At 47.4% G+C, this 13,386-nt stretch carries 12 protein-coding genes; 6 read left to right on the top strand and 6 right to left on the bottom strand.

Annotation, left to right across the window (positions count from 1 at the left end; genetic code table 11):
- The first annotated feature begins 154 nt into the window (after positions 1-154).
- Entirely contained in the window at positions 155-343 is a 189-nt protein-coding gene (locus QUB70_RS28490) for a hypothetical protein (protein WP_332984947.1), read from the top strand.
- A 423-nt stretch (positions 344-766) separates the two neighbouring features.
- Here QUB70_RS28490 and QUB70_RS28485 read toward each other — a convergent pair whose 3' ends face one another.
- Together QUB70_RS28485 and QUB70_RS28480 are read right to left on the bottom strand one after the other, a co-directional pair.
- Complete coding sequence (locus tag QUB70_RS28485) at positions 767-1,279, bottom strand: tetratricopeptide repeat protein (RefSeq protein ID WP_332984946.1); 513 nt, start codon at positions 1,277-1,279, stop codon at positions 767-769.
- A 47-nt stretch (positions 1,280-1,326) separates the two neighbouring features.
- The gene (locus tag QUB70_RS28480) at positions 1,327-2,895 is read right to left on the bottom strand and encodes a DUF4335 domain-containing protein (RefSeq protein ID WP_332984944.1); all 1,569 of its coding nucleotides are present in this window, start codon (positions 2,893-2,895) and stop codon (positions 1,327-1,329) included.
- On the opposite strand from QUB70_RS28480, the gene QUB70_RS28475 reads away from it, so the two are divergent.
- Complete coding sequence (locus QUB70_RS28475; RefSeq protein WP_332984949.1) at positions 2,843-2,968, top strand: hypothetical protein; 126 nt, start codon at positions 2,843-2,845, stop codon at positions 2,966-2,968. The two genes, QUB70_RS28480 and QUB70_RS28475, sit on opposite strands and share 53 nt — an antisense overlap.
- A 177-nt stretch (positions 2,969-3,145) precedes the next feature.
- Here the strand turns inward: QUB70_RS28475 and QUB70_RS28470 are convergent, their stop codons facing one another.
- Complete coding sequence (locus QUB70_RS28470; RefSeq protein WP_332984943.1) at positions 3,146-3,751, bottom strand: DUF3038 domain-containing protein; 606 nt, start codon at positions 3,749-3,751, stop codon at positions 3,146-3,148.
- Between the two features lie 384 nt (positions 3,752-4,135).
- On the opposite strand from QUB70_RS28470, the gene QUB70_RS28465 reads away from it, so the two are divergent.
- Positions 4,136-4,348, top strand: a complete 213-nt coding sequence (locus tag QUB70_RS28465) for a helix-turn-helix domain-containing protein (RefSeq protein WP_332984942.1) — start codon at positions 4,136-4,138, stop codon at positions 4,346-4,348.
- Positions 4,338-4,889 (top strand): hypothetical protein, encoded by a 552-nt coding sequence (locus tag QUB70_RS28460; protein WP_332984940.1) that lies wholly within the window; start codon positions 4,338-4,340, stop codon positions 4,887-4,889. The genes QUB70_RS28465 and QUB70_RS28460 overlap by 11 nt, the downstream gene beginning before the upstream one ends.
- On the opposite strand, the gene QUB70_RS28455 is transcribed toward QUB70_RS28460, so the two are convergent.
- Both QUB70_RS28455 and QUB70_RS28450 read right to left on the bottom strand, forming a co-directional pair.
- Positions 4,852-5,793 carry a DNA-methyltransferase gene (locus QUB70_RS28455; protein ID WP_332984939.1) on the bottom strand — a complete coding sequence of 314 codons (942 nt, stop codon included), beginning with the start codon at positions 5,791-5,793 and terminating at the stop codon, positions 4,852-4,854. The two genes, QUB70_RS28460 and QUB70_RS28455, sit on opposite strands and share 38 nt — an antisense overlap.
- Positions 5,794-5,950: 157 nt before the next feature.
- The gene (locus QUB70_RS28450) at positions 5,951-8,542 is read right to left on the bottom strand and encodes an endonuclease MutS2 (protein WP_332984948.1); all 2,592 of its coding nucleotides are present in this window, start codon (positions 8,540-8,542) and stop codon (positions 5,951-5,953) included.
- Positions 8,543-9,017: 475 nt separating this feature from the next.
- On the opposite strand from QUB70_RS28450, the gene QUB70_RS28445 reads away from it, so the two are divergent.
- Positions 9,018-10,286 carry a sensor histidine kinase gene (locus QUB70_RS28445; RefSeq protein ID WP_332984937.1) on the top strand — a complete coding sequence of 423 codons (1,269 nt, stop codon included), beginning with the start codon at positions 9,018-9,020 and terminating at the stop codon, positions 10,284-10,286.
- Between the two features lie 99 nt (positions 10,287-10,385).
- On the opposite strand, the gene QUB70_RS28440 is transcribed toward QUB70_RS28445, so the two are convergent.
- Positions 10,386-11,123, bottom strand: a complete 738-nt coding sequence (locus QUB70_RS28440; protein WP_332984936.1) for an A/G-specific adenine glycosylase — start codon at positions 11,121-11,123, stop codon at positions 10,386-10,388.
- 301 nt (positions 11,124-11,424) lie between these two features.
- On the opposite strand from QUB70_RS28440, the gene exaC reads away from it, so the two are divergent.
- Entirely contained in the window at positions 11,425-12,945 is a 1,521-nt protein-coding gene (gene exaC, locus QUB70_RS28435; RefSeq protein ID WP_332984934.1) for an acetaldehyde dehydrogenase ExaC, read from the top strand.
- Positions 12,946-13,386 lie beyond the last annotated feature (441 nt).

The raw sequence follows: 13,386 nt of genomic DNA, 5'->3' as shown, positions 1-13,386 counted from the left end.
ATATATAGTCCAAATAAAAGTCCATGACAGCAAATGTATTGTTTGTTACATTATACACCATAAAGTCAGGAGAGCCAGCCCAACTACGTACCTCATCTTTCTGAGAACCGCTATAGCATCTTTTTTGTGCCATAGAGCAACTGGGAAAAAAAAGATGAATTTGTTGAATTATTCAATTCCTTTCGGGCCTGCAATTTTTACTGTGTTCGCTGCTGGGGAAGAAATGCTGCAAGGAATTTTACCCAATCGTACTGCTAGTATTGAAGATTTTTTAGCTAGTTTTGGCGGGATTGCAGTTTTTTATTGGATTGGAGAAGTTTGGGATAGAAAAAAAGGGAATTGATATAGCAGAAGGAATCAGGAATCAGGAATCAGGAATCAGGAATCAGGAATCAGGAATCAGGAATCAGGAAGAATCGCAATGGTTTCACCAATTTAAAATGTCCTAACCGGCTTGGCCGTTGCTATAAAAACTTGCTAACCGTCAGGACACTTGCTATATCAAATCAAATCCGGTAGCATCGGAATTAATATTACCCACAGTCAGGACACGGTACCGTGCCCTTGGACTACAATTAATCGGGCGATGGTTACATTTTTTATAGAGGAAGATTGATTATTTTGGGGTAGGGAAACGGCATTGCCGTGTCCTGCGTTGCCGATCGTGCGGGTGCAACCGGAATTCATATTATTGATGCCTAAGTTCTGAGATTTTGATGAAAAATCGTCCATTAGGGTGCGGTGCGGGGTGCGCACCCTACATGAGTTACTTTGTTATGTCTTTGATAATTTGTTCGAGTGTATTTGCTTCTTGAGTTTTGCCTTGGTTTCTAAATAAATCCCTGGCTTTTTTTACCGACTCTACTGCATCTGCCATTTTATTTTGTGCGTAGAGGACTTGCGCGAGCATATAATGAAATTCTGGGACGTTAGGTTTGAGGCGAATTGCGGTTTGAAAATTGGGCAGTGCTTCTGCTAATTTGTTTTGATTGGCTAGAATGCTGCCTAAGTTCGCGTAAGCTTCGGCAAAATTGGGGTCTATTTGAATAACTCTGCGAAATGCTGCTTCTGCACCTTCTTTGTTTTGTTGGGCGGCAAAATTTAAGCCTTGTTGGAAATATTCGTTTGCTCCCGTATTTTGAACTAAACTATTTTTTACAGGTGACTCTGCCGGCCGCACGGGTAAAGAGATATTTGCAGCACAAACAGGAGCCACTGTCAATACGCTGGCGGCTGCTGCCGCAGTTAAAAATTGATTTTTTTTGAACTTGTTTAACATTAGTAATTAACCGGAATTTCCCATCTGAACAATGTTTTTTAGAGCGTTCAATTACTCTCTTCCAAAAAGGTTTGTACTCGACCGTTCGGTCTCAAAACAACTCTAATTTTAGGATTTTTCCCATTAGAAACGGCAGAAACAAACGGCTCGCCGACTAATGGCATATTAGTGCGATCGATATAATCTGCTGCTGCTTTTCCCATCGGCACAATACTTTGAATTGACCCAGTTTCATCGATCTGCACGCTGTATTCCAAAGTTTGTTCCATGCCTTCTGGTGGCTTCCAGCGTTCCTCAAAGTAAGTTCTAGCTTCTGAAACTTGAGGAATTGTATCAAATAAAGTGCGGTTTTTTTTGCTCGCCGCCACCTGGTTGTTGTCCTCAGACTCGGCGGTTGGTTGAGTGTCCTCAAGGGCTGGGAGTTCGGTACTGGCGGGGGGGACGATCGGCTCGATGCGACTGGGGAAGGGTTGCGGCGGGGGAACGGGAAATCGGGAAGCAGATAGGGAGGGGGGCAGAGGCGGCGGTACGGCGGGAGCTAGTCTGGGCGGTACGGGGGGCAGCAGGTAAGGTACTGGTGCGGGTACTTGGGAGGCGGAAGTGGGCTGTTCTTCGGGGGCGGGAATTGTGATTGTTGACCCTTGAGGGAAAGCTGGGGCGCTCTGTGGGGCGCTGGGTGCGCTGCCGTTGGGGGGAAATAGGAGGGGTGGCTGCTGGATGGGGCTGGGTTTGTTGGTGGGGGAAGTTGGGGTGAGGGCGATGGGGGGCAAGCTGGGGCTGGGGGAGGCGGCGGTGTTGATGGGCGGGGGCGGTAGGGGCGGTAAACCGGGTGTTGCTGCGGGTGTTGGTGCTGGGGGTGTCGTCGCGGGAACAGGACTGGGGGAGACGCGGGCAGCTAGCTGGGGCTGTCCTGGAGCGGGGGCTGAGGCGGTTTGTGGCGCGGTGGCTGCCCGATCGAGCATTTTGATAATTCCTGTTGTCAGGCCCGCGCCCGCGACCATCATTGCTGCCAGCTTGAGCCAGGGTGAGGACAGCGGCCGTCGGGGCTCGCGGTTGAGGTTGGGAAGCGCCATCACTTCGGCGGCGCTGTCATCTAGTGCTGTGGCCAAGTCAAACAGTTGCAGGGTGCTCAAGGGAACTACCGGCCCGGATTCTGCGGCGCTCAAAGAGCCTAAAAACAAGTTGTGGGCGAGCAAGCCGCGGGGTTCTAAGCGGGGGGGAACCGGAAGGTAGGAAGTTGGGAGAGAGTAGGGGTTGTAAGTTGCTAGTTCGGAAGTTTTGGCGGCTCGATCGAATATAACGGCATTACGCGCGACTTCGGGCGAGTCTGAACCTGCTGCGGTAAGCCCGGTTTGAGAGTTGAGGTTGTTTTCCCAATCGCGGGATGCGCCGAGCAAGTTTTGGACGTAGTTGCTGACAGCTTCGTGGAGGGTTTCGAGTTGAATTCGATCGCCCCTGAGAGTAACGTGTTCGGTATCTGGTAGCCTGGGGTCGTCGAGCCGCAGCTCGAAACTTAAAGATTTAAACACGGGTTGGCCCGCCCAGCGAGATAGAGGCGAACTTTTGGCTGTAATTTCCAGCGTGCAAGTGGGGGGCGTGAACCGTTTGAGAACCATAGCAAAGAAGGAAGAAGGAAGAAGGAAGAGGGAAGAAGGAAGAAGTCAGCAGTCAGTAGTCAGCAGTCATTAGTCAGTAGTCATCAGGAAGATGGAATAACTATGTTTTATCTGATATTTGGTAGCATTCTTAACAAGCTTTTTTAGCAACAGGCTTTCCGGCCTGTTCCACAACAAATAAATTCTTTGGTGGAATAGGCATCTTGCCTGTTCCTGATGTTTTTCATTCTCATTTTCATTATGACTTAGGTTAATTCTTGGCACGGTCTAGGAGAGCCAGCCAGAGCCGTCTGTGGCCGCCGGGACTGCTGTAAAATAGCAAATCGATCAGGAGTTTCAGGGCTAAATTAGTTAGTTCTTTTGCCGATAAGTTTTCTGCATCTTCCATGCGATCGGCATAAGTGTTGCTGAACCTATCAATATAGTCTCCCAATAAGGCGACTGTGTGAGGTTCGCGGTTTTGCTCGGCCATTTGTTCGAGCAAAGCAACAGCGCGGCGGATTAAAGCTTGGTGCTGTTTTGCCAAATGACAGCTTATCAAAACGAGCGATCGAGCTTCCTCCACATCAAGTTTTTTGCGCCCTCCGTGGCCTTTCCGCAGCGGGTTAGATTGGCGCAGCCGCCACAAAGCTACCCGATCGGCTACCATTGGCTCTAAATTCAGTTCGGCTGCTACCTTGAGCATCGCCTCTGAGCCTATTTCTGCCAGTGCTTCTAGGGCTAACAGCACTAAATCCAGTTGGGCTTTAATGTTGTCCAACTGGGTAGGTTCTGGTGCTTTTTGGGTCAATTCTTCCCAGTTGGGAGATTGACCCGTTTCGTTTGTGGGAGCGGAGGACTTTACGGTCGAGCGCATGGCTTCAGCACGGGAAATAAGACAGGTTGAGACAGGATATCGAACAGTATGCAGTAATGAAAGCTTTGCAGCCTGCGGGCAACAGCATATCTGTTAATTTGTCTCCATAGCTCGTTGCTTTGATTCCGGCAATCCTAACTGCTGGACGGATTTGCGGGTTAAAAGTTGCCGTTTCAAGGAAAGATCGGTCGCGATCGGCAAAACCCATAGATTTTTACCCCTAACCATCCTACGCCACAGAGTGACCGAAATCAAATCAGTGGTTTGAAACTATCGGGACTTATATCAATGCCAAGATCCTAGCGCTCTCGAATGCTACTTATAGTCTGTCGCTACTTATAGTCTGTCAGATTATATTTGTGATTGCTTCATCTGGCGCAATCTATGGATATTACGGAGCAATTTGGTAAAAAAGTTAGACATTTCCGAAAGCTCAGAAATCTTTCCCAAGATCAGCTTGCAGAACTATCTGAATTACATCGCACCTATATTGGTTCAGTTGAACGAGGTGAAAGGAATATAACCCTACTTAATGCCAGCAAAATAGCCAAGGCATTATCCGTTAGTCTAGCCGATCTGGTAACTGATGATGACTGAAAGAAGACTAGAGCAAATTTTAGCAAGATACCAAAACTCATTTACCGAAAAAATTTATGCAGAAGAGAATGAAGAACACGATATTTTAATGGATGTGTTTGGTCTTTCTCCAATAATAAAAAAAGAAAACAGGCAATATTGGGGACGTGAGTTAGGTATGTGTTGGCAATTGTTAGTTACTGAAACGTGTAAAACATATTGCAGTAGCTTTCAGCCAGCATTTAAAGTTGGAAGCGATGAGCCGTGCGATCTGATTGTTGATGGGTACGCAATAGATACAAAATATCGTATTGGCTCAGGAGATTCTGGAACACTGAAAAAATTCAAATCTTATGGCCCACTACTTCGTACTTATAATTACGAACCCGTATTTTTAATACTTAGACAAGATAATTTGCCCGCAGCTATTACAGCGTGCCAAGTAGGGACTTGGAAAATTTACACGGGGGACGATTCATTTGAGTTTATACAAACAATAAGCGGGTTTGATTTAAAGTCATTTCTTATTGAAAAAGTGGGAGAATTCCCTGTATACCGCTGAAACTATCAAGGCGCTTGTTGATAATCTCTATGTAGTCAGGTACTATTTCAATGCCAACATATTTAATGCCAAATTCTTGCGCCGCCAGCAATGTGGTTCCAGATCCTGCGAAAGGATCGATTAGAATAGAATTTTCCAAACGCGGTACAAATATTTCGACCAGTTGTCTCATTAGAGCGATCGGTTTAACTGTGCAATGGACGTTAAACTCCTCGGTTTTCTCACGCTGTATACCTTCTAAAATATTTGACTGAAAACCACCGCACCGATCTTTAGTATAAAATAGACCAGTACCATACTCCTGTAGAGTTTCCAAGTAATTATTTACCAGTGGTTTTTGAAGTACGCAGATTGCTTCCCATTCGTTCCTCAGACAACTGTGCCAACCATCCCATTGTTCAGAATTTTCATATCCTTTCTTCTCTAACTGTTGTTTGATATTGACACCTTTAGGGATACCGCTCGATCTTTTATAAACAAGAATATCTCTCGCATAGAAACCAGCATTTTCAAGTGCTATTTGTACGTGAGCAACAGTCCGCGTGCTGTTGAAAACTAAAACTGTCGCACCCGGTTTGCAGATCCGAAAAAGCTGCTCGCCCCACTCAAAGCACCACTTTTCATAATCCAGAGTGTTGTTGCGATTCCTTTGATACCATTTTTCGTTTCTGACTCCACCTGCTAAACCACTGCCATAGGGAATGTTTTTAACAAGGGTTTTATTTCCCTTGCCATTGACTCTTTCAATACGCCTCTGAATTTCTGAGTCATCCCATTTATGACCAATAAATTCATAATTATAAGGTGGGTCAGTGATACAGGCAGAAATATAATTCTCTGGCAATGTCTTCATCACTTCACGACAGTCGCCAACCAAAACTTCATTTGAGGGAGTTTTTTTCATTAGTCAGGCAGTTACTAAAGTGGGAAATTAACTCTTAATTATGCCATATTTGCAGTAGGAGCCATTCCGGTTGCATCAGTATGATATGTTCCTTGCGACTTGTTTTGCTGCATACAACTATATAATTACGAGTCAACCGGAAATGCGTAAATCCTGACTATTTCAAATAAACCACCGTCACACCTGCACCTCCTTCTTTTTGACTGGCGAGCTCGTAGCGAGAAACCTGCGGGTGAGAATCAAGAAACTCGTGAACGCCGCGCCGCAACTGTCCCGTACCTTTGCCGTGAATTATCCACAGGACTCCGTATTCCACGGCCTTGGAAAGAGCTCTGTCTACTTCTATTTCGGCATCTGAGACTCTCGCACCCCGTAGGTCGATCGAATTATTAGCAGTGCGCATGGCAATTTCGGGATTGGGTTTTGCAGGTTCCGCCACTGCTTGCTTAGCTTTAGCGGTAGCGAGTGCTTGGGCTGCAACCTTGGCTAATTGGGCTTTAGTTTCCGGTTTTTGACCGTCTAGGGATTCAATTTCTCCTAGTTTGACAGTCATTTTCATAATCCCAAACCGAACGCTCAACTCTTCGTTAGCATCCGGGCCGCTGAGGACTTCGGCGGTTTGGCCCAAGCTGGGAATGCGGATGCGATCGCCCACTTTCGGCATAAAACTCGGTTTGGGTTTAGCCGGTTGTTGGCGAGAGGGCAGGTGTTTTTCAGAAATTTGATTTAAGGTATCTGTCGCCTGTTGGGCATTTTGAGCGGTCTGGTTGCCCGACTGCAAGCGCCGAATGATTTGAGCAATTTCTGATTTTGCCGTGCCTATCGCCTCATTTACTGCCACTTCCTGAGCTATTTTTAGTTCTCGCTCCCGCTCTTGCAAAGCCGCTGCTTTTTGAGAAACTTCCCTGTGCAGTTTTTCGGTTTGGTGTAGCAGTTGAGTTGCTTCTCTGGCCTTGGTTTCCTGTCTCCGGCGCTGGGCTTCGAGTCCGGCAATCACTTGATTGACATCTTGAGACGCTCCCCCGACATAGGTTTGAGCTTCATCGACTATTTCTGTTAGCAAACCGAGTCTTTTGGCAATGGTGAGGGCGTTGGAACGTCCGGGAATTCCCCACAGCAAGCGATAGGTTGGCTGCATGGAATTGTCGTCAAATTCTACTGAGGCATTTTCAAAGCGGGAGTCTTGATATTTGAGGGCTTTGAGTTCGCCAAAGTGGGTAGTTGCAACTGTTAATAGGGAATGTTGGGCGAGATATTGCAACAGGGCGATCGCCAATGCACTGCCTTCTGATGGGTCTGTACCCGCTCCTACTTCGTCTAACAAAACTAAAGATTTGGGAATTGGTAATTGGGAATTGGTAATTGGGAATTGAGAATTTTCTTCTCCTTCTCCTGCACTTTCCCCTTCCGATTTATTGCCTAAAACTTCTAAAATCCGGCTGATGCGGCGGATGTGACCGCTGAAAGTAGACAAACTTTGCTGCAAAGATTGTTCGTCGCCGATATCTGCCAAAATATTGTCAAACCAAGGCAATTCTACGGGTTCGCGGGCGGCAACAAACATTCCGGCTTTCGCCATTAAAGCTGCCAATCCCAAGGTTTTGAGGGTGACAGTTTTGCCGCCGGTGTTGGGGCCGGTGATGGCGACGACGCGGATGTGCGGCGCGATCGTTAAATCGACCGGCACGACTGCAAAGCCTTGCTCGTATTGTTGCTGCCAAACTAACAGGGGATGGCGCAACTGGCGGAGGGTAATTTGCGATCGCAGGTTGCGAATTAATAATTCACTGTTTTCTGAGTTTTCCTCATCTTCTGTGGGTTCCTCTGAATTTTCTTGATTTTTTGCTGCTAATTCTGGCTCTCCCAATTCGATAAATTTCGGCGGATTTGCTTGCAACCAAAAACTGTAACGCGCTTTAGCGGCAGCTAAATCTAAAGTTGTAACTACAACCAACAATCTGTCTAAATCTGGTTTGACTGCTGCGACTTGCTCCGTGAGGGCGCGGCGGACTGCTTCTTCTTCGGCTTGTTCTTGCCTGAGCAACTGCCGCATTTGGTTGTTAAGATTGACTGTGCTGTGGGGTTCAACGTAGAGTGTCGCGCCGCTGGCAGAGGAGTCGTGAACGATGCCGGGTATGGCATCTTTTTGGGGAGCTTTGACGGGAATGACAAAGCGTCCGCTTCTTTGGGTAATTAGCTGTTCTTGTACCGCGTTGGATTGGCGCTGCAAAATCCCCTGCAATATTTGATAAATGCGATCGCGCAACTGTCGCATTTGCACTCTAATTCCTGCTAATTTAGGAGTGGCTCTGTCTGCTACTTGAGCGCGATCGTCTATACAGCGGTGGATTTCTTGCTCTAGTTCGGGATAAGTCCGCAATTGGGCTGCTAGTTCTTTGAGAGTCGGCACATCTGCCTGAGAGTCAATTATCCGGCGCAATTGCCTCGCTCCGGCGAGGGTGGTAGCAATGGCCAGCAATTCTTCGCCGCCGAGCAAACCTTGCAGTTCGGATCGCTTCAGGGAATTGCCGATGTCTTGGATTCCTTCAAAACTCAAAGCACCGCCAGCGCGGCTCTCTAACCGATAAGCTTCCTGAGTTTGGGCTAGGAGTTCTGCTGTTTGAGCTTGAGTTGCCGGGATTGCGAGGTCGAGGGCCGCGGCGACGCCGAGTTTGGTGGCCGCGAAGGTAGCCAAGTGCTGACACAGGCGCGGCCATTCTAATAGTTCTAGTGTTTCGGATTGAATCAAAGTTGAGGTTGTGTTGGTAATTGGCATTCTCAGGCGCTGACCGAGAAGGTGAATTTGACGGTACTATTAATTAATTTTAAAGTTTTTTTATTGTTTCAGGGCGAAACTTGAGAAAGTATCTAGGAGAGTTGTCAGAAGTGGGAAGGCAGAAGCTGTTATCTAAAGATTAATTAAGCCTGTAGGGTGCGTCAGAAGCGAACACTTACGCTTACAAGGGAAACGAGAAAGGAGCCGTGGCACCCTACAATACTATTTTAAATGCGTAACAGCTTATCTAAAGATTAATTAGGAAGGCAAGAATTTGCATTTTTGCGTTGCGAGTCTAAATTTATACCTTCTACTGAGCTATTTTTGCGTTTGAGGAAGCTAAAATCTGCTGTTTTGTGGTGGGATTGAACTATTGGGGAATTTTAAATATGTCAGCGCAATTGTGGCGGTTGTATCCTAAAAAGTAATTTGTGGAGTTGGTAGAAGTATGGCAAAGATTCTGGCGATCGCGGATGCTGCGACTTTGGAAGTCGTGCAAGAGTTACTAGGGAGGGAGGGACATCAGGTGAGAGTCACTCCCGATGGCAACGAGGGTTTAGAATTGGCGAGGGAATTGTCGCCGGATGCGATCGTATGCGACGGGACTTCGCCTCAAATCAACTGGTTGGAGGTGTGCCGGCTGGTGAAAGCCGATTCCCTAGGGGATAGCTTCGCTTCACGAGAATTGGCGGCAGCCTATTTTATTCTGCTGACAACACCCGAGCAATTTGATGAAGTTCAAGAATTGGATGCGCCCTTTGACGATTTTCTGTTTAAACCGATAGTTAAGCAGGAATTGTTGGCGCGGGTGCGCGCTTCTAAAAAATCGGGCGAGTTGAGGGCGCAGTTGGAGAAAGCCCAGCAAGAATTGCAACTGTCGCGCGATCGAATGCTGCAAGCTGAAAAAATGTCGAATTTGGGCGAATTAGTATCTGGTATCGCCCACGAAATTAACAACCCAATTACTTTTATTTACAGCAATCTAACTCACGTCCAAAGTTACGCTACCGATTTAATTGAACTGCTGCGATTGTATCAAAAAGAGCTAGTCAACCCCGGAGCCGAAATTCTGCAAAAGCAGCAAGATATGGATGTGGAATTCATACTCGACGATTTATTAAAAATTGTGAGTTCCATGCGTACCGGGAGCGATCGCATCCGCCAAATAATCTTGTCGCTACAGGATTTTTCCCGCAGCGACCGATCGGGCTGGCAGTTATTCGATATTTCCGACGGTTTAGAAAATACTCTTTTGTTGTTGCAGCACCGCTTGCCGGCTCGCGAGGGAAGGCGAGACATCAAGGTGATGAAGGAATACGGAAATTTGCCGCAAGTTGAGTGTTACGCTGGTCTGCTAAATCAAGCTTTTCTGAATATTATCAATCACGCGATCGATGCTTTGGAAGAGTCGAGTCAAGAGTTGGAGGAACCTAAATCGGTCAAATTTAAGCCTGTGATTTTGATTAGCACTCAGGTAATCGATGCTCAGCGAATTTCTATTGATATTGCTGATAACGGCATGGCCATCAGCGAAGATATCACAGCGCAAATTTCCGATCCATTTTCGATTGCGAAACCTGCGGAACACAGCAGCGCCTTGGGACTGGCTGTCAGCTATCGGATAATTGTAGAGCAGCACAAAGGAGAGTTAAAGTGTTTTTCGGAACCGGGGAAAGGTACTAGATTTAGGATAGAAATTCCGCTGCGGCACAGTTAATTAATAGTATTGACTGTTGGGTGGGGGCGGTTTTTTTAGATTGTTGGTTTGAGCATAAATTGTTGCTGAACCGCCCCTACAAATGCGGTTGAATATTTGTCAATTCAGTTCGCCAATTAGCCGAGAATTGACTTCGCTGCTAATTTTGTACTCGCACTGCTGTTGCAGCGGACACTCAGCACAGCGGGGGTTTCTCGCGGTACAAACTGCCGCCCCGAAGTCCAGCAAACCCAAATTCCACGGCCCGACTTGCTGTTTGGGAGCGACTCGTTCTGCGGCTGACCAAAGTTCGGGCGATCGCGATTTTACCTTACCGCCGTCAATCCCAAAAAAACGCTGCAAAATCCGAGCAACATTCGTATCGATCACCGCTTTTGGCTGTCCGAAAGCATTAGCGCAAATTGATCGCGCAATATACTTACCAACTCCCGGAAGTTCCAGCAACTGAGCTTCCGTGCGGGGAACGTTTCCCTGATAATTTTCTAGGATAACCAGCACCGATTCCCGCAGCTTTTGCGTCCTAAAAAAAAGACCCAAAGGCTGCAACAAACTAGCAACTTCCGCAGCAGGCGCGGCCGCTAGATCCGAGAGAGTCGGATATCGATCGACAAACTCTTGATAAATCGGAGCCACTGTAGCGGCAGTAGTTTTTTGCAGCAGGAACTCAGCCACCAAAATCGCGTAGGGGTCGCAGGTGCGCCGCCAAGGAAAATCGCGGAAATTTTGCTCGGCCCAAGCTTTCAGCCGGCGGCGGAACCACCGGACTTTCCCTGCGTTCAAATGCTTTAACCCAGGCTCGACATCAGAATCAAAAACAACGGCATTTAATGCAGGCATTTGATTAGTAATCTTGAGAATTTGCCAAGTTTATATTTATATAATAGCACATTTAAATAATCTGTGAACTTCTCTTTTTATGCTTCTTTTCTCTCTGCGTACTCTGCGTACTCTGCGGTTAATAAAAAAAATCTTATTAACCACCTGCCAGAACCAGAAACCTAGAAACAACCTTGATTTCAAAGATCGGTCAAATGTAAAATTTTGTATATCAAATAACACAAATTCCAAAAAATAGACGATGGTAGGTATTTAACAGATTTCAATTGAACGCGAAAATAAATTTTAACGAGGTCATAAAATGGTAGTAGCAGCACCTGTTCAATCCGGCAGTCAGTCGATTTTTCAAACTCGCTACGATAACTTTATCGGCGGCAAGTGGGTAGCGCCGGTGAAAGGGAAATACTCGGAAAACCTGTCTCCAATTACCGGAAAATCAATTTGTCAAGTTCCCCGATCGACCGCCGAAGATGTAGAATTAGCACTGGATGCCGCCCACGCTGCGAAAGACAAGTGGGGCAAGACTTCCCCAGCCGATAGGGCGCGGGTTTTACACAAAATTGCCGATCGGATGGAAGAAAACCTCGATCGCCTCGCCATCGCCGAAACCTGGGACAACGGCAAACCAATTCGCGAAACCCGCCTCGCAGACATACCGCTGGCGATCGACCATTTCCGCTACTTCGCAAGCTGCATCCGAGCTCAAGAAGGCTCGATCGGCGAACTCGACGGAACAACAGTCGCCTACCACTTCCACGAACCCCTAGGCGTCATCGGACAAATCATCCCCTGGAACTTCCCGATATTAATGGCAGCCTGGAAACTCGCCCCAGCCCTCGCCGCCGGCAACTGCGTCGCGCTCAAACCAGCAGGCCCCACCCCCGCCTCAATCTTGGTACTGATGGAAATCATCGCCGACTTAGTACCAGACGGCGCAATCAACGTCATTAACGGGCCCGGCGCCGAAATCGGCAAAACCCTCGCCACCAGTCCCCGGATTGCCAAAGTCGCCTTCACCGGCGAAACCACCACCGGCCGGCTAATCATGCAATACGCCTCCCAAAACGTCATCCCCGTCACCCTAGAATTAGGCGGCAAATCCCCCAACATTTTCTTTGAAGATGTCTGCGCCCAAGACGACGAATTTCTCGACAAAGCAATCGAAGGATTAGTCATGTTTGCCTTCAATCAAGGCGAAGTGTGCACCTGTCCTTCCCGCGCCTTAATTCAAGAGTCAATTTACGATCGATTCATGGAAAAAGCTCTCTCCCGCATCCGCCAAATCAAACAAGACAACCCCTTAGATCCGACAACCGCCCTCGGCGCCCAAGTCTCCGTCAACCAGATGGAAAAAATCGCCGAATACGTCAAAATCGGTCACGCCGAAGGCGCAGAATGCCTGATTGGTGGCGAAAGAAACATCTTAGGCGGCGACTTGCAAGACGGTTATTATTTCCAGCCGACACTCTTCAAAGGCCACAACAAAATGCGGATTTTCCAAGAAGAAATCTTCGGCCCAGTGTTAGCTGTCACCACCTTCAAAGACGAAGCCGAAGCATTGGAAATTGCCAACGATACCCTCTACGGTTTAGGTGCAGGAGTTTGGACTCGCGACATCAACACCGCCTACGGCATGGGCCGCGCCATCCAAGCCGGCCGCGTGTGGACAAACTGCTATCACCTTTATCCAGCCCACGCAGCCTTCGGCGGCTACAAATCATCGGGAATCGGTCGCGAAAATCACAAAATGATGTTAGATCACTACCAGCAAACCAAGAATTTGTTGGTCAGCTACAGCCCGAAAGCATTAGGTTTCTTCTAAGGTTTTAGTCATTGGTTTGTAGTGAGGACTAAAGTCCTTCAACTATTAAATTCTGTCAGGAACAGGCAAGATGCCTGTTCCACAAAGAGTGAATTTTATGCTTGTGGGGTTGGTGTCAGGAACAGGCAAGATGCCTGTTCCACAAAGACTGAATTTTACGGTTGTGGGGTGTCCCGCCCGCCCAAAAATACTCATAATAATAACTAGAGATTGTTCTAAACAGACTGCAATGCAAACGATCGCAAAAGCTAATTAACCGTAGGGTGCGTCAGGCATGAAATTCTGAGTTTACACTCAAAGTATTCAGTCCTGACGCACGCTACTAACCAACCGTAGGGTGCGTCAGGCATGAAATTCTGAGTTTACACTCAAAGTATTCAGTCCTGACGCACGCTACTAACCAACCGTAGGGTGCGTCAGGCATGAAATTCTGAGTTTACA

It is taken from the genome of Microcoleus sp. A003_D6, from assembly GCF_036702825.1.
Lineage (GTDB): Bacteria > Cyanobacteriota > Cyanobacteriia > Cyanobacteriales > Microcoleaceae > Microcoleus.
The sequence above is the reverse complement of the archived record's forward strand: the minus strand, read 5'-3'. Positions and strand labels throughout refer to the sequence as shown.